The organism is Amycolatopsis sp. NPDC051106, from assembly GCF_040682775.1.
Classification (GTDB): Bacteria; Actinomycetota; Actinomycetes; order Mycobacteriales; family Pseudonocardiaceae; genus Amycolatopsis.
This window is the reverse complement of sequence record NZ_JBFBBQ010000044.1, coordinates 1-20,512: the sequence shown is the minus strand read 5'-3', so window position 1 is coordinate 20,512 and position 20,512 is coordinate 1. Positions and strand designations below refer to the sequence as shown.

Below are 20,512 nucleotides of genomic sequence, written 5' to 3'. Positions count from 1 at the left end.
GCGATTCTCGCTCAGTTGGTCTTCGACGTCGGCAGGTGGGCACCGAGGTACCCGACGTACACCGTGCCCGTGCGGTCCGTGTCGTCGAGGAAGTGCAGCCGCGGCGCCGGCGACTTGAAGCGTTCGAGGGCGATGTGGGCGCCGAAATAATCGCGGCCGGCCGGGTTCGTCCGCGGGTCGACGCGGAAGGTCCGCGCCTGCCGGAGCCGTTCGTTCGTGGTCACGGTGTCCGACTCGGCCAGGGCGATGATGTTGGCACTGATCAGCGAACCCGGCTGGCCGGTGCGGGCGAACGCGAGCACGTCCGACAACTCGGGTCCGGGGTCCTGGCCCGCGTCGAGCAGCGTGGTCCGCGCGCAGGCGTACGCGTCGAGGGTGCGGAGCGCGTCCCACGCCTTGCGTCGCCAGGCGGCGGCTTTCGGGTGGTGGTCGAGGATCGCGGCCGGCGCCGGCTCGGCCGTGATCGCGAGGTGCTTGAGCGTCGCCGTCGCGGCGCCGATCAGCTCGGCGAAGCTCGGGAACTCCTCGGGTGGGCGCTCGGCGGCGGCGACCTCGTCGTCGGCGTCGTGGTACCGGGCGAGCGTGCCCGCCAGCAGCCCGTTCACGCGTCGGAGCTCGTCGCGTTCGGCCTCCGTCTCCTCGAACGCGCGCGCGTAGTCGTCCACCTCGCCCTGCAGCTGCGCCAGCTGCGTCCGCAGGCACGCGACGTCGGTCGCGGTGAGTTCGTCGAGCCGGCGGCGAAGCACCTTCGCCTCGCCGGCGTGCCGATCCCGGTCCTCGGCGTCGGCCTTCGACTTCTTGCGCAGGATCGTGATCACGCCCCGCGCTTCCGCCAGCTCGCGCTCGGCGCGGTCCAGCTTCTCCGTCAGCTCGGCGTCCGGTCCCCGTTCCGGCGCGTCGAACGGATCCGCGGCGTACCAGGCCTTCACGCTCGGCACCTCCGCCCACTCCTCGGGCAGCGGCGTCCGGCCGCGTGTCTGGAGCAGCCGCGTGATCGCGCCCTGGAGCGCCTCGCCGGAGACCGGGCTGGCCGTCTCGACGAAGTCCGGGAGCTGGTCGCACAGCGGCGCGTACAACCGCGCGCCCAGCGGTACCTCGTAGCCGAGGGGCACGTGCTGGTTGAGGGTGCGGCGGAAGCGGTCGTCGACGTCGAAGACGTTGACCAGCCCGGGCCAGCCGTCGACCGGGACCGTCGGCGGTTCGGTGAGCACCAGCACCGCCGACGTCCGCCACGGCGCCACCAGCGCCTCGCCCAGCAGTTCCGCGACGCGGTCGCACTCCTCGCGGGACCAGCCGCGCATCGCGAGGACCGGCGCTTCGATCGGGATCTCGTCGCTCCCACTTGCCCCGAGCTCCTCCAGCCCGATCCGGTGCGCCGGCGCTTCGTGGCAGCTGCGCCACGGCCGCGAGCACGCGGCGGCCAGCAACCACGCCACCCGGTCTTCTCCGGCGTGGTAGCACAGCGAAAGCAATACCTGAACGGAGTAGCGGCCCTCGCCGCCCGTCCACCCGAACTTGAGGTCGCACCGGCGCGAACCGCCGTCGTCGGACGAGCCGAGATCGGCGATCGTGTAGTCGTCGTGCTGCCGCTGGCGGGTGATCAGCCTGCTGCGCAAGGCGTCCAGGGGGCGTTTTCCCTCGGTGGGGACCAGTCCGTGGTGCCAGATCCGGTGCACCCCCACAGGACTCAACTCCGTTCGCCGGAAACAGGACCTCAGGCGAACATAGCGGATCCTGTGACCGCGCGAACGCGGGGCGTCACCTCAGGTACGCGTCCAGAGGCAGAACGGGTGCCCGGCCGGATCGAAGCAGACGCGGACGTCCTCCTGCGGCTGGAAGTCCGCGACCACGGCACCCGCGGCGGTCGCGGCCGCCGTCGCCGCGACGAGGTCGTCGACCTCGATGTCGAGGTGCAGCTGCATCTGCTGGGCGCCGCCGGCGGGCGGCCACACCGGCGGGACGTGCTCGGTCTCCAGCTGGAACGACAGCCCGGCGCCGCCGTCGTCCGGGCGCAAGGTCACCCAGTCCGGCTCGTCGGTCTTGATCGGCCAGCCGAGCAGTTTCGAATAGAACTCGGCGAGCGCGCGCGGTTCCGGCGCGCCGAGCACGGTGGAGGTCAGCTTCATGATCCGGTGGTACCCGCCGGCGCGGGGCTTCTACCGGGCCGAGCCGGGCTGGTTGTCGAAGTAGGCGACGGGCGGGCCGACCTGCCGCCACGACGTCGTCGCGAACACCGCGGCCCCCGACAAGGCGAGCAGTGCGGTGATGACGGCGAGCGTGGCGCCGATCCGGCCGGGGCCCGGGTGGGTGCGCGCACCGGCGTAAACGCCGAAGACCAGGGCCAGCACGCTGATCGGCAGCAGCGCGAACCACAGCGCGCCGAGGACCAGCACGAACGCCTGCGCGACCCAGGAGTACACCCACGCGGTCACGACCGGCGGCCGCACGATCAGCCAGGCCGCCCAGGTGGCGACGGCGAGCGTGAGCCCCGACGCGCCGATCGCGAGCGACGCGATCGCCAGGCCGCGGCCGGGCCGCGTGGTTTCGGTCGGTTCGGCTTCGAACTCCGGTTCCCCCATACCGGGAACATCCCGCCGAGGCGCTCCGGCGTTACCCGGAATACCCCGTCGCCCCCTAGGTTGAGTTCAGGCACAGGCGAAAGATCACTGAGGGAGCCGCCATGTCGTCCGAGCACATCCAGGGGACCGTCGCCGACGGGTTCGAGGCCGTCCGCGAGGAGTTCGCCGCCGTCGCGACCGGCGAAGGCGGTGACTACGCCGCCCAGCTCGTGGCGCACGTCGACGGCGAGCGCGTCGTCGACCTGTGGACCGGCCCCGAGATCACCGCCGAGTCACTGACCGGCGTGTTCTCCTCGACGAAGGGTGCGGCGCACCTGGTGGTGGCGCTGCTCGTCCAGGACGGCGTGCTCGACCTCGACCAGCGGGTCAGTCACTACTGGCCGGAGTTCGGCGCGGCGGGCAAGGCCACGATCACCCTGCGGGAGCTGCTCGCGCACCGCGCCGGCGTCGTGGGCGCGGACGCCGGTTTCACGGCCGACGAGATCGCCGACGACCGCGTGATCGCCGAGCGGCTCGCCCCGCAGCGGCCGTACTGGCGCCCCGGCACGGCGTTCGGCTACCACGCGCTGGTGATCGGCGCCCTGACCGGCGAGGTCGTCCGGCGCGTGACCGGCCGCAGCATCCAGGAGCACTTCGAGGAGCGCGTCCGGCGGCCGTTCGGCTTGGACTTCTACCTGGGGCTGCCGGACGAGCTTGAGCCGCGGTTCCTGACGACGCAGCCGATGCTGCCGACCCCGGAGCAGCTGGCCGAGCTGGAGGCGAACGAGACGGGGCCGGAGAGCATCTCCGGCATCGCGTTCAACCGCAACCACCCGAAGGGGCCGGAACTCTGGGACCTCCCGAACCTCAAGGTGGTCCGCCGGCTGAGCCCGGCCTCGGTGGGTGGCGTGGCCTCGGCCCGCGGCCTGGCCGGCATGTACGCGGCGGCGATCAGCGGCCCCGGCCGGCTCCTGAACCCGGAGACGGTGGCGGAGTTCGCCCAGATCCATTCGATCGGCGCAGACCTGTCGACCCGCAACCACAACGCATTCGGCCTAGGGTTCGCGATCGTCTCGGACGACTACCCGGTCCTGGGGCAGGGAGCCTTCGGCCACAGCGGCGCGGCGGGTTCCCAGGCGTTCGCGGACCCACGCAGCGGCTTGGCGTACGGCTACAACCGCCGCCGGTTCGCCTTCCCGGGCGGAGCGGCTCCGGAAAACGCAAGGCTGGTGGCGGCGATCCACAAGGCGGTGACGGAACAGCAGGCATGACGAAGTAACGGTCCACAACGGACTCTCTTGGCCGAGCGGCCAGGAGAGCGGTGGAGCACCGAAAGCGGGCGCGTGCCCGCAGCGCTTCCCGGCGCCGTCGGCGCCAGGAGTTCGGGCGCCGGGTGAGAGGCGGCCCGGGCCGGAGCGCGGCGGCACTGCAGCGCCGGAATGCCGCAGCGTCGCAACATCGCGACACCGCAAGACCGGGGTGCCGCAACACCGGAGTGCCGCAACACCGGCCGGCGAGCTGTCGGCCGGACGGCGCCGCGCCGCCGGTGTCCGGCCCGTTGTGCTGAGCGCAGCCCGCCCGGAGTCCGTGCCGCCGTGGCCGGAGAACGCCGTCGGCACCCGGCGCAACGCCTCACCCCGGACGGCCCGACCCGCCCTCGGCCACCCGGCGGGGTGCACGTCCGCAATGGACGTCGTTACAGAGTTCACTCGTTAGGACGTTCCGGCCGGAACGTTTGCCCTGATCACGCGCGTCGGACTGACTTTCTGTAGCTAAAACCCTCCCGATCACGGCTCTGCTGTGAAACTATTGCCCCATTCGCGGGGAGAGGGCCTCGCGAGGGGGACTCACCGTCACGGCGAGCGGCCCCATGCAGATCCCCAGGGGAGAGGAGATCGACCATGTCGACGCCCACGGACACCAAACCGGAGGAAACCCCGGAGCCGGTCGAGAAGGCCGGACCGGTGGTCCCGCACCCGGAGGCCGACGAGCACGGCTGGGTGCACATCGACCACCCGCCGCTCAAAGACGGCCCGGTCGTCACGCCGAACTGTGGGTCGCCCTGCTACCAGGTCGCCCACTGAGCTTGACCAAGCTGTGATCGCCCGCCTGCCGATCTTCGACCGGTAGGCGGGCGTCATTTCGTCACGAGCTGTGCTGTCATAGGGGAGTGCCTGTGACAAACCTGGACCCGCCCGGTGTCATCGACAGGGTCCGCGCCCTTCAGAAAGATGCCACCGATGCTTCGTGCGTCGGGCGCTATCGCGAAGGTGTCAGGTTGCTGCGCCGCGGGATGAGCATGCTGGACTCCATCCACCCGGTGCCGGACGAGTACCGCACCGATTGGCTGGTGACCCGCATCCGGCTCGCCAGCACACTGGCCGCGATGTCGACCGAGATCACCGGGGACGTGCCGGCCGGGCTGGCCGGGCTGGATGACGTGCGCTTACTGGTCAGCACCGTCTCCGAGCCGGTTCTCCGAGCCGAACTCGACGGCTCTCTCAACCACAACTACGCCGTCAAGCTGATGACCGTCGGGCGTTACGAGGAGAGCATCGGGTACTTCGACGAGTCGATCGCGCACCACGAGTACCGGTTGGAGCACGGCCCCAACCCGGAAGCGCGGATGGGTGCCTTCGTCCAGACTCTCTCCACCCGCGGGTGGTCACACACGAAGCTCGGCAACGTCGCCTTGGCCCGAGCGGATCTGACCCGGTCCATCGAGCTCGCCGAAAAGTACGAGCTGGGTGCCGTCGCCGCGGATGTCCGGCGGACCCTCGGCGGGCTGGCTCACCGAACCGGTGACGTGCCGGAGGCGCTGCGACTGTACGAAGAGAGCGAGCGCGCCTACCGCGCCTTGGACCGCGAAGTTCCTCCCCTGCTCCGGCTCGAGCAGGCGGAAGCGCTCCTGGCCGCGGGCCTGGCCGAAGAAGCCGGCGGGCACCTCGACGAAGTTCTCGAACTCATGCGGAACGAGCAGGTCATCACTCGCGAGCTGGCGTTCGCGGAGCTTCATCGGGCGTCGGCCGCGCTGTTGAACGACGAACTCGAGCTCGCTCGCCAGATGGCATCCTCCGCGCGCCGCGGCATGCAGCGGGCGGGATGCCGCACGTGCACGGCCAACGCGACGGTTGTCGGCCTGCACGCGGACACCCGCGAAGCATTGCGTGCGGAGCACGTCCCGGCCGCGCTGCCGACCCGGGCGATCAACACGGCCGCGAAGATGCCGGCTCCGCAACTCGCCGACCAGGCCGCCACCGCGCGGATGCTGGCCGTCCGGCTGGACATCCGGCGGGGCAACCTCAAACGCGCCGTCGAAACCCTGGACAAGGTCCCGCGCCCCGGGCAGCTCACCCCCATCGACTACCGGATGCTGCGCCGCCTCTGCCGGGCCGAACTCGCCGTCGCCCAGGGGAGCCGGGCCAAGGCGCTCACCGAAATCCGGTCCGGGCTCACCGAACTCGACGCCGTCCGGGACCGGATGGGCGGGCTCGACCTCGTCTCCGGGACCGCGCTGCACGGCCAGGAGCTCGCCGATCTCGCCGTCAAGCTCGTGCTCGAACGCGGCGATGCCCGGCGGCTGTTCGTCTGGCTCGAACGGACCCGCGCCCAGACCTACCGCTACGAACCGCTTTCCGCCGGCACCGATCCCGAGCTCGCCGCGCGCGTCGCCGAGGTGCGGGGTCTGGGCCAGGCCATCCAGGAGGCCCAGCACGACGGCCACCCCATCGCCGGGCTGCGGGCCAAGTACAACGAACGCCTGCGCGAGGCCCAGCGGCTCGGGTGGCACACCGGGCGCTGGGGACGGCCGCGGCCGCTGGCCGGGCTCGGCGAGGTCGTCACGCAGCTCGGGAAGCGGGCCCTGGTCAGCTTCGCCGCCTCCGGGGACGAGCTCGTCGCCGTCGTCGTCGCCGGGGGTGAGTGCCGGCTGGTGCGGCTCGGGTCCGCCGATGCCGCCGCCGAGTCCGCGCGCGTGCTCAACGTCGACCTCGATGCCCTCGCGCCCGACAACCTGCCCGAGAGGCTCGCCGAGGTCGTCATGACCTCCGCACGCAAGCAGGCCGACAAGCTCGACGCCCAGCTCATCCAGCCGCTGGCGGAGCTGTTCGGCGACCGGGACCTGGTCATCGTCCCGACCGGGCCGCTCTACGCCGTGCCGTGGGGCGTCCTGCCGGGGCTGCGGGGGCGGCCCACCGTCGTCGCGCCGTCGGCGACCGCGTGGCTCGCCGCCGAGCGGACGAAGCTGACGCGCGCCCGCAAGATCGTGCTCGTCCGCGGGCCCGGGCTGGCCGGTGCCCGCGGTGAACTGGAGAAGCTGACCACCCACTACCGCACCGCGACGACCATGACCGGCGCCAAGGCCACCGTGAAGTCCGTGCTGCGGGCGATGGACGGCGCCAAGCTCGCCCACTTCGCCGCCCACGGCGCGCACGAGCCCGAAAACGCGTTGTTCTCCCGGCTCGAACTCGCCGACGGCGCCCTCTTCGGGCACGAGATGGCCGGGCTGCGGCAACCGCCACGGCAGGTCGTCTTCGCTGCCTGCGAGCTCGCGCTCAACCGGATCCGGCCGGGCGACGAAGCCCTCGGCTTCGCCAGCGCCCTGCTCGCCAGCGGCTCCCGCACGGTGATCGCGCCGCTGTCACGCGTCGGCGACCTGGCCTCGGCGGCCGCGATGGACGACTACTACCGCGCGCTGGCCGTCCGGGACAGCCCCGCGCTGGCGCTGGCCGACGCGATCGCCGTCGACCCGTTCCGCCGGCCTTTCGTCTGCCTCGGCTCGGGCTGAGAACACCGAGTAGACCGATACTGCCGGGCCTGCGGGCGACGCTCGTCGACTGTGCCGCATGGTCCGAAGTGGACGATCTCGCCCGCGAGCTGCGTGCGGACGCGCCGGTCCGCTGTGCGGAAAGAGGCATCACGCGTGTTTGAACAGGCATCACGCGTGATTGGAGGGTCGACACGGCGGGGTCAGGGTGGCGCGGAGGGCGAGGATCATCTCGAAGCGGTCGTCCGGGTCCCGGAGGTGGTCCGCGAACAACGTCTCCAGTTCCTGGGCTCGCGCGCGGACCGTCTGCGGGTGGATCGCCAGGCGTTCGGCGACTTCGCGGACGTTGCCGCACGTCTCCAGCCACGCCAGCAGCGTCCCCGCCAGGCGGTTGTACTGCTTCGGGGGCAACGCCGTCAGCGGGGCCAGCCGGCGCCGCGACACCTCGGTCGCGAGGAACGGATCCTTGCGCAACCACAACGTCGCCAGGTGGTCTTCGCACCACGTCAGCGGCTCGTCCGGGAGGACGTCGGCGGCCGCCAAGCGCAACGCTTCCTGCGCGGTCGCCAGTGAGCGTCCGGCCTGGCGCGGGGGTACCGGCGGGCCGACCGCCGCCCGCCGGCCGGCCAGCGCCGCCGTCAACCCCGACCGGTCCGGCGGTGCCGGCAGCAGCAGCCGCGGCGTTCCGTCTTCGAAGTCCTCCAGCGCGTCCAGGCCGGTGAAGTCCGCCGGCCCGTCCAGCGCCACTGCGACCAGCCGGTGCGGCAGCGGCCAGTCCGCCGCCGTCGCCGCTTCCTGAACCGTCCGTGACGGCGACGGCGGGTCCGCCAGCAGCAGGTCCAGCAGCCGTCGGCGACGTCGCTCCACCGCGCCCGCCGCCCGGGCCTGCGCCGCCGCGTGCCCTTCGATCGACAACGCCGACAGCTCGTCGATGTAGGCGAAGATCGCCTCGGCCAGCACGCACAGCGTCGCCGGCGGCACGCCCGCCCGCGTCCCCACCTCGGCCATCCGCCGCCAGGTGACACGCGCGCCGACGCGGTAGGCCGCCTGCAGGACATCGAGGTTGCGGCCCTGCGCGAACTCGTGCACGCCGAGCCCGACGAACACCCGCCGCCGCTCGTCCGGGACCGAGCCGGCCGCCGCGATCCGGTCGATGAACTGCAGGATCGCCGCCTGCACGCCCGCCCGCAGCGCCTTGCCGAAGGCGCCGTCGAGCGGCCGCGCGTAGTCCGGGATGGTCCGCTGGATCTCGCGCAGCACCTCGTCGGCGACGTCGAGCATCCGCGGCCGGAACACCGCGGCCAGCTCCCGGGGGAGCAGGGCCCACAACTGTCCCGGCCGCCCGTCGCCGTCGAGCATCGGCCCGAACGTCGTTTCGCCGGACGGTCCCGTCATGGCTCACCTCGTCGTCGAAGGGGAGTCAGGGCCGAGCAGGGCTTCCGCCCGCAGCGCGATCTCCATGTCGAGCCGGTCGTCGGCGTTGTTCAGCCGGTCGCCGAACAGGTCGGTCAGCTGGTGCATGCGGTACCGCACGGTCTGCGGGTGCACCTTGAGCTTCTTCGCGATCTCGGGCGCGCTGCCGCGGGACTGCAGCCAGATCAGCAGCGTCTCGCCGAGGCGTGCCCGCTGCTTCGGCGTGAGGGTCCGGAACGGCTCCAGGCTGCGGGAACACAGCTCGCGGACCAGGAATTCGTCGGCGAGCAGCCACAGCGTGGACAGGTGGTCGGTGCAGCGCGTGACCGGCGCGTCCGGCAGCACCCCGCGCTGGACGAGCTTCAGCGTCCGGCGCGCCCACAGCAGCGACCGCGGCGCTTCGGTGAGCCGCACGGTCGGGCCGATCACCGCGCGCCAGCCGCCCAGCCGCTCGGTGAGGTTCTTCAGGTGCTTTTCCGCGTCGCCGGTGACCAGGCACGGCTCGCCACCCTCGAGGTCGACGAGGACGTCGGAGTGCAGGTCCGGCGCGGCCAGGCTGTGCTGGTCGGCACGGGGTTCGAGGGCGACGACCGTGACCTCGGCGGGCAGCGCCCACTGTGCGGTCGCGGCCTGCGCGCTGATCGTCTGCGGCGCCGACGGCGGGTCGGCGAGCAGCAGTTCGAGCAGCCGTCTCCGGCGGCGCGCGCGGGTGCCGGCGGCCCGGGTCTGCGCCGCCGTGTAGCCCTCGATCGAGAGGGCGGAAATCTCGTCGACGTAGGCGAAGATGGCCTCGGCGCTGGTGCACAGCGTGTCCGCAGCGAGACCGTTGGCCTGCCCGAACTCCGAAATGTGCCGCCACGCGACGCGCCCGCCGACCCGGTAGGCCGTCTGCAGGCAGTCGAGGCTGCGGCCCTCGGCGAACTCGATCTTGCCGAGGTTGCGGAACACGGTCGTCCAAGTCTCGAGCGGCACGGCACCGGGGGTGCCGACACTGTCGAGGCACTGGATGATCGCCTGCCGGACACCCTGGGTGATGATGTGCCCGAACGCGCCTTCGAGGGGCCGGCGGTACTCGGGCACCGCCCGCTGGACCTCCCGCAGGACGGCGCGGGCCAGCGGGTCGACCCGCGGCTTGAAGCGGATCGCCAGCTCACGGGGCAGCGACGCCCACAGCCCGCCGGCGCCGGAAGCGCGCACGGGCCGGGGTTCCCCCGAGGTTCGCTGGGCAGGCGGGGAGGCGGTCCGGGGCCGGTCGGCCGACCCGGACTGCTGCCGGTACGCCGGTCCGGAAGAGCGCTCGCCGGGGTGGGGCCGGCCCGCTCGCACAGCGGCGGCGGCGAACCCGGTGTCCACGTCGGTCATGTTTTATCCTTGCTGGCACCAAAACCGGCCTCTTCGTCGTCGAAGCCGGTCCGGATTTTGTGGCTCCGGCAACATAATTTCGCGCGAACGGCACTGTCAACGGCTCTTCCGCCGACTTTGCGATAACCCGTCCGGACTACACCCGAACGGGTGGAAGCGCGCGAGGCGAGGTGACACTTCCGCTTGGGCCGGTTGGTGCGCGGGTGACAACTTTCCGGCGGTCCGGGCCGGATGGATGTTGAAAGTGTTTCGCGTTTCGTGATGTTTCTCGTGAACCTGAAAATAGGGCATCCGACTACTTGCGTCCGGTGTGGCGAACACCACTTACGCCGAATGCGGGTGCGCGTGACAACAACAGGGCCGAAAAGGTGATCGAGGGTGCGGACTCTCCCGGAATCACTGGTAATGCGTATCGACATTCCGCCGGTATCCGCGTATTCCTCGAAGGTATGGTCGCACTGACGCACCGGACGCACTGATGTCGTGCCGCGCGAGCTTCCCCTCTCCCCAGCAGCAGCTCCGGCCGCCGCGGCCGGGGTGCCGTCCGTGGCGGCGCGTGCTGCCGATGCCGGTGCGCGCGCTCGACCGCGCCGTCAGCGTTCCCGTTCACCGTCCGGCCGGTGCGCGCGCATGAGCAGCTGAGCGCGCAAGGCGAGCTGCATGCCGAGGCGGTCGTCGGCGTCCTTGAGGCGGTCGCCGAAGAGCTCTTCGAGCTGCCGCAGCCGGTTGCGCACCGTCTGCGGGTGGACGCCGAGGCGCTGCGCGATCTCCGGCGCCCCGCCCCGCGTCTCCAGCCAGGCCAGCAGCGTCTCGCTGAGCCGGTCGCGCTGCTTCTCGCTGAGGGAGGCGAACGGGTCGAGGCTCTGGCGGGCCAGCTCGGCGGCCAGGAAGTCCTCCGCGAGCAGCCAGAGCGTGGCGAGGTGGTCGCGGCACCAGATGATCGGCCCGGGGATGTCGGGACCGGACAGCAGCAGCGCGCGGCGGGCGGTGCGCAGCGCGGCCGGGGCGTCGGCCAGGGGCACGGTCGGGGACACCGCGGCCCGCCAGCCGTCGAGCTTGGCTTCCAGCGGGGCGAGGTCGGCGTCGGGATCGCGGGTGAGCAGGTGCGGCTCGGGGCAGTCGAGGCCGGCCAGGACGCCGTCGCCGAGCAGGTCGGCCGGGAAGTCGGCGGCCTCGGGGCCGCGTTCGAGGGCGACCATCGCGGCGGCCTCCGGCAACGGCCAGCCCGCGCCGCCGGCGAGCTCGGCGATGCTGCTCGCCGCGCCTTCGGGGGCTTGGACGATGAGCTCGAGCAGGCGCCGCCGCCGGACCGGGACCGCGCCCTCGGCTTCGGCCTGCGCCTGCTGGTAGCCCTCGATCGCGGTGGCGCACAGCTCGTCGACGTAGGCGAAGATGGCCTCCGCGGCGACCGAGATGACGGCCGGGTCGACCCCCGCGGCGACGACGCCGGGGTGCATCGCCCGCCAGGCCACCCGGGCCCCGATGGTGGCGCTGTCCTGCAGCGCGTCGAGGGTGCGGCCCTCGGTGAACTCGACGCGGCCGCGGCCGCGGTAGAAGTCGGCCCAGTGCTCGTGGGACAGGGCCGGCTCGCCCATCGAGTCGACGCAGTGCTGCACCGCGAACTCGACGCTCTTGACCAGGACCTTGCCGAACACGCCCGTGAGCGGCAGGCCGTAGGCCGGGACCGTGCGCCGGACCTCCTGGATCATCGAGGCCGCGGCGTGCCCGACGTGCGGGCGCAGGCCGGCGCCCAGTGCGCGCGGCAGCGACGCCAGCAGGCGGAAGCTGCGGTACTCGACCACGAATCCCCCTTCGAGTTCGCTCGGGCGGGGCAGAGCGTATCCGACGGTTGGGTGACTGATAATCAACGAGCCGTTCCCCGAAAAGGGTGACGCGATGACGTCCTTTTGACACGAACGGGTGCGCGTTCTACGCTCCGTGTCGGATGGCGGAAGTATTTCCCACGCGCCCATTCCCCTCTTGGAGGACCGGATTTCCATGCGCGGTTCCGCTGCCTCGGACGGTTCCGTGTGGGCCCGGCTGCCCCGCGAGTTCGGCGACGCGGTGCGTCCGCGGATTCCGGAGATCGCGCGGGCCTGCGTCGATGGCATCGCCGCCGAGATTCCGGAATATTCCGGTACTTTCGGCCACGGACCCACCCGGGCCACGGCGATCGAGCAGGCGCGGCGCGGGATCGAGCGGGACGTCGACCGCGTCGGCACGCCCGCGCTGTGGCAGGCCGACCGGCTGGCCGAGTTCCGCGGGTACGGGCGCGAGGCGTTCCACAGTGGTCTGAGCCGCGAGTCGGTGCAGGCGGCCATCCGCGTGTCGAGCCGGGTCACGTGGCGGTGGATCGCCGACATCGCCCGGGATGCGGGCTTGTCCGGCGACGTCCTGTACGGCGCGGCCGAGGGGATGTTCGCCGACGCCGAGACGTCGATGGCGGCGGTCGCCGAGGGCTACCGCGCGGCCGAAGCGGCGATGTCCAGTACGGGCGAGCGCCATCGCCGGCTGCTGCGCGCCCTGTTCGGCGGCCGCGCACCGGCCGAAGTGGACGGTCTGCTCGCGGCGTCCGGGCTGCCGGTGCCCGCGCAGGTGGCCGCGGTGGCGTTCCGGGCGTTGCCGGGCGCGCCGGACTTCCCGCCGGGGCTGCTGCCCGGGCACGTCCCGGCCGACCCGCTCGGCACCCCGCCGGCAGCGCTGACCCCGGCCCCCGACACGGACCTGGCGGGGCTGGCATCGTTGCCGGCCGGCTGGCTGGCAGCGGTCGGCCCGCTGGTGCGCCCGGCCGAGGCCCCGGAGTCGTTCCGGGTGGCCTGCCGCGCGCTCGACCTGGCGGCGCGGGGCTTGCTGGACGCGCCGGGCCCGGTGGTGTGGTGCCGCGACCACCTGACGACGTTGGTGCTGCTGGCGGACGAGTTCCTGGTGGCGCAGCTGGCATCGACGACGTTGGCGCCGTTGGCGGGGTTGTCCGGGCGGCGGCGGGAGCAGTTGGCGGAGACCTTGCTGGCGCTGGTCCGGACCCGGGGGAGCGCACCGGAGCTGGGGCGGCTGCTCGACTTGCACCCGCAGACTGTTCGGGCGCGGTTGCGGAAGCTGGGCGAGTTGTTCGGGGCGCGGTTGGACGATCCCGGGGAGCGGCTGCGGCTGGAGCTGGCTTTGGTGGCGGAACGGGCGCTGCCGGGCGGGGAGTGAGCGGAGCTCACGTAGGGCACGGCCAACCCCAGCGCGTACCGCGACCAGCGGCGGCACCAGGTTCACCGCCACCGCACCCGCGTTGACCATGACAAACAGCGCCGCCTCGCGCAGGCGGTGATGGCGCTTCGCCCTGCGAACGACCAGCGCCGGGGCAGCAGGTATGCGAACGCCGTCGCGAAGAAAAGCGCCGTTACCGGTTTCTCCCGGCACACGGTGAGCTTCAGCCTGTAGTCGCCCAGTAGGGTGACCCCGTACGCGGCCAAGCCGACGACGGCGAAGCGGAGCAGCTCTCGCGGCTCGGGCATGGTTCCTCCAGGTGACGCCGACAGGGTGGAGGTCTTTCGATGGCACGCACGGGCGGTGAGGGCGAACTCCCCTCGGTCGCCGAACTGGTGAACCTTTCGCAGACGAAACCGCTGATGATCCGCGGTGACCTCGACGCGATGCTCGCCGCGGAACCCGCGCCCGCCCCGGAGCCCGAGACCAAACCCGACCCCCTGGCCATCCTCGACGCCGAGCTCGCGGCCCCGGAGCCCGAGGACGAGCGCCCGCGGGAAGCGCCGCCCGCCGAGCCCCGGCGGACCAAGCCCTACGTCCTCGCCGCCGGTGGGGCCGTCGCGCTCGGGCTGGCCGCCGTCGTGCTCCTCCAGCCGCAGCAGGTCGGCGGGACGGCCACGCCGCCGCCCGGGGCGACTGCCCCCGCCGCGCCGCCGCCCTCGAGCGAAGCGGTGGAGACGATGAGTGCCTCCGCGGAGCCGCCGCCGCTCACCGCGCGGGTGCACGACTCGCCCGTCCGGACCACGAGCGCCCCGGCCGCCGCGGGACGCAAGCCCGCGCGCCCCACGCCGTCGGCGCCGCCGGTTCAGGACACCTGGCAGCAGTACGTGAGCTCGGTGATCAGCTCGTGGCAGCAGCAGCACCCGCACGGCCGCCCGAACCGTTGATCAGCCGCGCGCTGAAGAAGTTCTCACCGCCCTGTCGATCTCGCCCCCTCTCGCGTGACGGAGTAGGAAAGGACCACGACGAGAGGAAACGGACATGGCGCAGTACGCGGTGCTGATCTACGAGCGGGTGGCCCCCGAGGACCTGCCGAAGGAGATCATGGACCGGCACATCGGCCTGCCGGAGCGGATCGGCGAACTGGGCGGGAAGGTGACCGCGGGCCTGGCTCTGCAGCCGAACGAGACGGCCACCGCGATCCGCGGCGACCTGGTGACCGACGGTCCGTTCGTGGAGACCAAGGAGGTGCTGGCCGGGGTGTACGTCCTGGAGGCCCGCGACCTCGACCACGCCCTCGCCTGCGCGAAGCTGACGCCGGTCGTCGAGGGCGGCGTCGAGGTCCGGCCGCTCGTCGACTTCCAGGTCGTGGCGGACTGACCGCGGTCGCCGACGCCGTCGCCGAAGCGCACCGTCGCGAGTGGGCCTACGTGCTCGCCGCGACGGTGCGGGTCACCCGCGACCTCGACGAAGCCGAAGAGGCCGTCCAGGACGCCTACCTCCAGGCGCTGAAGCGCTGGGCGAGCGACGGCGTTCCGGACCGGCCCGGCGCGTGGCTGACCACGGTCGCGCGCCGGACCGCGCTCAACGGCGTCCGGCACCGGGAAGTGCTGCGGCGCAAGCTGCCGCTGCTCGTCGAGCCGGCCGCCGCCGAACCGCCCGAGCCCGCCGGGCCGATCCCGGACGACCGGCTCCGGCTGGTCTTCACCTGCTGCCACCCGGCGCTGGCGCAGGAGGCCCAGATCGCGCTGACGCTGCGGCTGGTGTGCGGGGTCGCGACGGCCGACATCGCGCACGCCTTCCTGGTGCCCGAGCCGACGATGGCGGCCCGGATCACCCGCGCCAAGAAGAAGATCGCCGCCGCGCGGATCCCGTACGCGGTGCCGTCGGCCGAAGAACTGCCGGCGCGCGTGTCCGTCGTGCTGACCGTGCTGCACCTGCTCTATTCGGCCGGCCACACCGCGGCGTCGGGGGACGACCTCGTGCGGGACGAGCTGACCGGCCGCGCGCTGGACCTGGCGCGGATGCTGCGGGCCCTGCTGCCCGCCGTCACCGAGGTCGCCGGGCTGCTCGCGCTCCTGTTGGTCCACCAGGCCCGCCGGGCCACCCGGACCGACGACGCCGGCCGGCTGCTGCGGCTGGAAGACCAGGACCGCGCGCGCTGGGACACCGCGATGGTCGCCGAGGCCGACCGGCTCGTCGTCGAGGCGCTCAAAGGCGGCCCTCCCGGACGGTTCGGCGTCCAGGCCGCGATCGCCGCCCTGCACGCGCAGGCGCCCAGCTACGCCGAAACCGACTGGCCGCAGATCCTGACCCTCTACGACGTGCTGCTGCGCCTGTGGCCCTCGCCCGTGGTGGCGCTCAACCGCGCGGTCGCGCTGGCGATGGTGGCCGGCCCGGCGGCGGCGCTCGCCGAGATCGCCCGGCTGGAGGAGGACGGCCGGCTCGCCGGTTACCGCTACCTGCCCGCGACGAAGGCCGATTTGCTGCACCGCCTCGGCCGCGACGCCGAGGCGGCCGAGGCCTACCGGGCCGCGCTCGCGTTGAGCGACAACGCCGTCGAGCAGGAGTTCCTCGCCGCGCGGCTCAGCGGGGCCTGAACAGCAGGACGTACCCGGCGGCCGAAAGGACCAACGCGGCCAGGAAGAACGCCCCGTGCAGCACGGCGCCCATCGCGACGTCCGCGAACAGCTGCACGACCAGGTCCACGACGCCGAGCGCGCCGACGATCCCGAGTGCGACCCGGGTTCCCTTGGCCCCGCGGTACACGCCGTGGACCAGCAGCGCCCACAGCCCGGCGCAGACGACGTACGCGAGGATCGCGACCGGGAGCGGAACAGCGGCTTCGACGGCCGTCCGGCGCCCGCCCAGCAGCGAGCCGAGCAACCAGCACGCCGTCGCGCCCCACCAGGCGAAAGCGGCGCGTGGCGCCCGGATCGGGGTCATCGCCGCAGCGTAGAACCGGACCGTCCGGTTCCGGCACGGTCACGACCCGAACCGTTACCCGCGTGGTGTCACACCGGGGTGCTATAAAGCGCTACCTCTCGTGGGACCGGTTTCGCGGCCGTAGGCGGCCGCTGCCGGTGCCGCTAGGGTGATCGTCTGGATGTGCTGGCTCACGAGCAGCCGAACGGGAGAAGCCGGTGACCGCCGCGCAGGACTCATCGTGGGACTCCGGTACCCGCTTGCGCGTGCTGCTGGTGGAGGACGACGACGGCGACGCGCTGCTGGTCGAGGAGATGCTGGCGGACACGTCCGTGCCGTTCTCGCTCGAACGCGTCGAAACGCTCGCCGCCGCGCTGGCCGGTCCGCTCACCGCCGACTGCGTCATCCTCGACCTGCAACTGCCCGACGCCATGGGGTTGAGCGGGCTGACGAAGCTCGGCCAGCACGCGCCCGGCGTCGCGATCGTCGTCCTGACCGGCGGGCACGACCAGGCCACCGGCGTCGCCGCGGTCGCCGCCGGCGCCCAGGACTACCTCGTCAAGGACCAGGTGGACGGGCCGCTGCTGGTGAAGGCGCTGCGCTTCGCCCGGGAACGCAAGCGCGCCGAGCAGGTCGAGCAGCAGTTCCTGCAGCAGCAGCTGCTCGCCCGGGAGAACGCGCGGCTCGAACGCGGCCTGCTGCCCGTCCCGCTGCTGCGCGACCCGCACCTCGAGCTGGCCTCCCGCTACCGCCCGGGCCGCAACGGATCCCTGCTGGGCGGCGACTTCTACGACGCGATCGAGCTCGCCGACGGCACCGTGCACATGATGATCGGCGACGTCTGCGGCCACGGCCCGGACGAGGCCGCGCTCGGCGTCGCGCTGCGGATCGCGTGGCGCTCGCTCGTGATGGCCGGCCTGCCGATGGCCGACGTGCTGAGCATGGTCGAGCGGGTGCTGGTGCACGAGCGCATCGAGCCGCTGTTCGCCACCGTCTGCATGGTCGTCGTCGCGCCGGACCGAAGATCCCTGCGCCTGTCGCTCGCCGGGCACCTGCCGCCGCTGCTGCTCACCCCGGGCGACGGGCACCTGCTCCCCGGGAAACACCTCGGCGTCCCGCTCGGCATCGTCGAAGGCACGAAGTGGGAAGCCCTCGACGTGCCCTTGGAACCGGGCTGGTCGCTGCTGCTCTACACCGACGGCGTGTTCGAGGGCCGCGTCGGCGCCGGGTCGGAACGGCTCGGCCACGAGCGGATGGCCGCCATCGTCCTCGAGATCCAGCACCAGACCGGGCTGGCCGGCACCGACCTGCTCGACGAGCTGATCGCCCGCGCCGAGCGGCTGAACTCCGGCCCGCTCGACGACGACGTCGCCCTCGCTCTGCTCAGCCACGACCCGGGGAAGCAAAATCGATGAGCGCTGAAGCACGCGGCTGGACGATCCGCCGCTGGCTGTCCTTGTTCGCCGTCGTCGAAGCGGTGCTGCTGCTCGCCGCGGTGACCGGCGCCGCGATCGCGATGAACAACCTGACCGAAGCCCGCAACAGCCTCCTCGACGTCATCGGGCCCCAGCGGCTGGCCGCGACGCAGCTGTCGACCGCGCTGCTGAACCAGGAGACCGGCGTCCGCGGCTACCAGCTCGGCAGGCAGCCGGACTTCCTCACCCCGTACACCGAAGGCCGCCAGGCGGAGGGCGACGCGGTCAGCCAGCTGCGCCAGCTCGGCGCACTCCCCGGCACCCAGGCCGGCGACGACCTGGAGGCCGTCCTGCGCGCGGCCACCACCTGGCAGGCCGCGGCCGCGCCCGCCGTCGAACCCGGCGCGAGCCCGCTCACCCAGGCGCAGATCGAGCGCGGCCGGACCCTGTTCGACGCGGTGCGCGGGGCGCTCGGCACCCAGTTCGACCACCTCACCGCCGTCCGCGACTCCGGCCGGGCCGACCTCGACAGCGCGGCGAACTTCCTGACCGCGATGCTCGTGGCCGTCGCGGTGCTGCTCGTGCTGCTGTTCGTGGTGCTGTTCCTCGGCCTGCGGCAGGTCATCACCCGGCCGATCCTGCGGCTGGCAGGCGAGGTCCGCCAGGTCGCCGACCAGGACGTCCACCGGCCGGTGAACGGGAGCGGGCCGCGTGAGATCGCCCAGCTCGGCGCGGACGTCGAGGCCATGCGGCAGCGCATCCTCGACGAGGTCGCCGAGCTCGAGCGCGCGCACGCGATGCTGGACCGCCGGACGCGCGAACTGGAGCGGTCGAACGCCGACCTGGAGCAGTTCGCCTACGTCGCTTCGCACGACCTGCAGGAACCGCTGCGGAAGGTGGCGAGCTTCTGCCAGCTGCTGCAGAAGCGCTACCAGGGCTTGCTCGACGAGCGCGGCGAGCAGTACATCGAGTTCGCCGTCGACGGCGCGAAGCGGATGCAGATCCTGATCAACGACCTCCTGGCGTTCTCGCGGGTCGGGCGCAAGCCGGGCGAGCACGTCGTGGTCGAGGCGGGCCGGCTGGTCGACGACGCGCTCGCGAACCTGGAGGTGGCGCTCTCGCTGAGCGCCGGCAAGGTCGACCGCGGCGAGCTGCCCGAGGTGCGGGTCGAGCCCGCGCTGATGACGGCGGTGTTCCAGAACCTGATCGGCAACGCCCTGAAGTTCAAGGGCGAGACACCGCCGGAGGTGCGGGTCGGCGCGGAGCGCGACGGCGACGACTGGGTGTTCACCGTGTCGGACAACGGGATCGGCATCGACGCGGAGTACGCCGAACGGGTCTTCGCGCTGTTCCAGCGGCTGCACACCCGCAACGCGTACCCGGGCACGGGCATCGGCCTGGCGCTGTGCCGCCGGATCGTCGAGTACCACGGCGGCCGGATCTGGCTCGACACCGACGCGGAACGCACCACGTTCCGCTTCACCATCCCGGCGACCGGGGACGAGGGGGACGCATGACGGAGGCGCACGAGCCGATCGACATCCTGCTCGTCGAGGACGATCCCGGCGACGTGCTGATGACGCGTGAGGCCTTCGAGCACCACAAGATCCGCAACGCGCTGCACGTCGCGAGCGACGGCGTCGAGGCGATCGAGTTCCTGAACCGCAAGGGACGCTTCGGGCAGGCGCCGCGGCCGGACCTGATCCTGCTCGACCTCAACCTCCCCCGCAAGGACGGCCGGGAGGTGCTCGGCGAGATCAAGCAGGACCCGGGCCTGCGCACGATCCCGGTGGTCGTGCTGACGACGTCCGAAGCGGACGAGGACATCGTGCGCAGCTACGACCTGCACGCCAACGCCTACGTCACCAAGCCCGTCGACTTCGAGAAGTTCGTCGAGGTGGTCCGGAAGATCGACGAATTCTGGGTCACGGTCGTCAAGCTGCCGCGCCGGTGAACGCACCGATGGCGGGGCGGCGGAGATTGGGGCACCATAAGGGGCCGTGACCTCTTCATCCCGGGATCTCCCCGCCGTCGAGCTGGCGGTCACGCTCGACTGGCGGGACACGGCCGCGGTGCTGTGCGTGGCGGGGGAGATCGACCTGCTGAGCGCGCCCGAGTTCGAGGAAGTCGTCGACGTCGTGCTGGCCGAAGAGCCGCGGACGCTGGTGGTCGACCTACGCGCGGTGACGTTCTTCTGCTCGGCGGGCCTGCAGGTGCTCGCGGCGGCGCACCGGCGGCTGCCCGAGCGGGCGTTGCGGGTGGTGAGCGACTCGCCGGTGACGTCGGGACCGCTGAAGACCACCGGCCTCGACACGTGGATCGGCGTCCACGCGACGGTCGACGAAGCGCTGGCCCGGTGACGGGCCCGGAAAGGCGACGGCCGATGGACGAACCCCCGGGACCGTTCCGCTGCCACGGTGTGCAGGCGGTGCCCCAGGACCTGCGGCGGCTCCGGCACGACCTGATGGCGTGGGTCCTCTCGGCGGGCGTCGAGGAAGGGCGGGCGCAGGACATCGTGCTGGCGAGCTACGAGGCGCTGGCCAACGTCGCCGACCACGCGTACGCCGGGGCGGGGGCCGGGGTGGTCGACCTCGACGCGGCGGTGCACCCGGACCGGATCGAAGTGGTCATCAGCGACCACGGGAAGTGGCGGACCCCGGTGGTGGACCCGCGGCCGGTTTCGGTGCGGGGGCGGGGTTTGACGCTGCTGCGGGCGAGCGCCGACCGGGCGGACATCGCGTCCGGCGAGGCGGGAACCGTGGTCACGTTGACCTGGGACCTCGCTCCGGTCCGCCCCTGACCCGAGCGCCCCAATGTGGCGTTGGGTGCGTGGCACGCACCCAATGTGGCGTTCGGTGCGTCAGACGCACCCAATGTGG

19 protein-coding genes are annotated in these 20,512 nt (G+C 72.5%); 12 read left to right on the top strand and 7 right to left on the bottom strand.

The window, feature by feature from the left end; translation table 11 throughout:
• Positions 1-11: 11 nt before the first annotated feature.
• The 3 genes from AB0M83_RS28685 to AB0M83_RS28675 form a co-directional block, all read right to left on the bottom strand.
• Positions 12-1,682, bottom strand: a complete 1,671-nt coding sequence (locus tag AB0M83_RS28685) for a hypothetical protein (RefSeq protein WP_364521500.1) — start codon at positions 1,680-1,682, stop codon at positions 12-14.
• A gap of 81 nt (positions 1,683-1,763) precedes the next feature.
• Positions 1,764-2,126 (bottom strand): VOC family protein, encoded by a 363-nt coding sequence (locus AB0M83_RS28680; protein WP_364521499.1) that lies wholly within the window; start codon positions 2,124-2,126, stop codon positions 1,764-1,766.
• A 30-nt stretch (positions 2,127-2,156) separates the two neighbouring features.
• Complete coding sequence (locus AB0M83_RS28675; RefSeq protein ID WP_364521498.1) at positions 2,157-2,579, bottom strand: hypothetical protein; 423 nt, start codon at positions 2,577-2,579, stop codon at positions 2,157-2,159.
• Between the two features lie 101 nt (positions 2,580-2,680).
• Between AB0M83_RS28675 and AB0M83_RS28670 the strand changes: the two genes are divergently transcribed.
• The 3 genes from AB0M83_RS28670 to AB0M83_RS28660 all read left to right on the top strand — a co-directional run bounded on the left by AB0M83_RS28670 (position 2,681) and on the right by AB0M83_RS28660 (position 7,344).
• Positions 2,681-3,829 (top strand): serine hydrolase domain-containing protein, encoded by a 1,149-nt coding sequence (locus tag AB0M83_RS28670; RefSeq protein WP_364521497.1) that lies wholly within the window; start codon positions 2,681-2,683, stop codon positions 3,827-3,829.
• 630 nt (positions 3,830-4,459) lie between these two features.
• On the top strand, positions 4,460-4,642 hold the full coding sequence (locus AB0M83_RS28665; protein WP_364521496.1) for a hypothetical protein: 183 nt from the start codon (positions 4,460-4,462) through the stop codon (positions 4,640-4,642).
• A gap of 92 nt (positions 4,643-4,734) precedes the next feature.
• Positions 4,735-7,344, top strand: a complete 2,610-nt coding sequence (locus AB0M83_RS28660) for a CHAT domain-containing tetratricopeptide repeat protein (RefSeq protein ID WP_364521495.1) — start codon at positions 4,735-4,737, stop codon at positions 7,342-7,344.
• A 150-nt stretch (positions 7,345-7,494) separates the two neighbouring features.
• Here AB0M83_RS28660 and AB0M83_RS28655 read toward each other — a convergent pair whose 3' ends face one another.
• The 3 genes from AB0M83_RS28655 to AB0M83_RS28645 form a co-directional block, all read right to left on the bottom strand.
• Positions 7,495-8,718, bottom strand: a complete 1,224-nt coding sequence (locus AB0M83_RS28655) for a helix-turn-helix domain-containing protein (RefSeq protein ID WP_364521494.1) — start codon at positions 8,716-8,718, stop codon at positions 7,495-7,497.
• Between the two features lie 3 nt (positions 8,719-8,721).
• Complete coding sequence (locus tag AB0M83_RS28650) at positions 8,722-9,933, bottom strand: helix-turn-helix domain-containing protein (protein WP_364521555.1); 1,212 nt, start codon at positions 9,931-9,933, stop codon at positions 8,722-8,724.
• 758 nt (positions 9,934-10,691) lie between these two features.
• Positions 10,692-11,900: a helix-turn-helix domain-containing protein gene (locus AB0M83_RS28645; protein ID WP_364521493.1), complete on the bottom strand. Its 1,209-nt coding sequence runs from the start codon at positions 11,898-11,900 to the stop codon at positions 10,692-10,694.
• Positions 11,901-12,096: 196 nt separating this feature from the next.
• Here AB0M83_RS28645 and AB0M83_RS28640 point away from each other — a divergent pair, with 196 nt between their 5' ends.
• The 4 genes from AB0M83_RS28640 (at position 12,097) to AB0M83_RS28625 (ending at position 15,893) form a co-directional block, all read left to right on the top strand.
• Positions 12,097-13,293, top strand: a complete 1,197-nt coding sequence (locus AB0M83_RS28640; protein ID WP_364521492.1) for a helix-turn-helix domain-containing protein — start codon at positions 12,097-12,099, stop codon at positions 13,291-13,293.
• Positions 13,294-13,640: 347 nt separating this feature from the next.
• Entirely contained in the window at positions 13,641-14,240 is a 600-nt protein-coding gene (locus AB0M83_RS28635; RefSeq protein WP_364521491.1) for a hypothetical protein, read from the top strand.
• A gap of 94 nt (positions 14,241-14,334) precedes the next feature.
• Positions 14,335-14,673, top strand: coding sequence for a YciI family protein (locus tag AB0M83_RS28630; RefSeq protein ID WP_364521490.1), 339 nt, complete (start codon positions 14,335-14,337; stop codon positions 14,671-14,673).
• A 50-nt stretch (positions 14,674-14,723) separates the two neighbouring features.
• Positions 14,724-15,893: a DUF6596 domain-containing protein gene (locus tag AB0M83_RS28625; protein WP_364521489.1), complete on the top strand. Its 1,170-nt coding sequence runs from the start codon at positions 14,724-14,726 to the stop codon at positions 15,891-15,893.
• On the opposite strand, the gene AB0M83_RS28620 is transcribed toward AB0M83_RS28625, so the two are convergent.
• Positions 15,880-16,239: a hypothetical protein gene (locus AB0M83_RS28620; RefSeq protein WP_364521488.1), complete on the bottom strand. Its 360-nt coding sequence runs from the start codon at positions 16,237-16,239 to the stop codon at positions 15,880-15,882. The two genes, AB0M83_RS28625 and AB0M83_RS28620, sit on opposite strands and share 14 nt — an antisense overlap.
• 197 nt (positions 16,240-16,436) lie before the next feature.
• On the opposite strand from AB0M83_RS28620, the gene AB0M83_RS28615 reads away from it, so the two are divergent.
• Genes AB0M83_RS28615 through AB0M83_RS28595 form a run of 5 tightly spaced genes read left to right on the top strand, consistent with a single transcriptional unit; the run spans position 16,437 to position 20,433 of the window.
• Positions 16,437-17,633: a SpoIIE family protein phosphatase gene (locus AB0M83_RS28615; protein ID WP_364521487.1), complete on the top strand. Its 1,197-nt coding sequence runs from the start codon at positions 16,437-16,439 to the stop codon at positions 17,631-17,633.
• Entirely contained in the window at positions 17,630-19,150 is a 1,521-nt protein-coding gene (locus AB0M83_RS28610; protein WP_364521486.1) for an ATP-binding protein, read from the top strand. Before AB0M83_RS28615 ends, AB0M83_RS28610 begins: the two co-directional genes overlap by 4 nt.
• Positions 19,147-19,587, top strand: a complete 441-nt coding sequence (locus AB0M83_RS28605; RefSeq protein WP_364521485.1) for a response regulator — start codon at positions 19,147-19,149, stop codon at positions 19,585-19,587. Before AB0M83_RS28610 ends, AB0M83_RS28605 begins: the two co-directional genes overlap by 4 nt.
• A gap of 46 nt (positions 19,588-19,633) precedes the next feature.
• Positions 19,634-19,993 carry an STAS domain-containing protein gene (locus tag AB0M83_RS28600; protein ID WP_364521483.1) on the top strand — a complete coding sequence of 120 codons (360 nt, stop codon included), beginning with the start codon at positions 19,634-19,636 and terminating at the stop codon, positions 19,991-19,993.
• Positions 19,994-20,016: 23 nt separating this feature from the next.
• Positions 20,017-20,433, top strand: a complete 417-nt coding sequence (locus AB0M83_RS28595) for an ATP-binding protein (RefSeq protein ID WP_364521482.1) — start codon at positions 20,017-20,019, stop codon at positions 20,431-20,433.
• Positions 20,434-20,512: the final 79 nt, after the last annotated feature.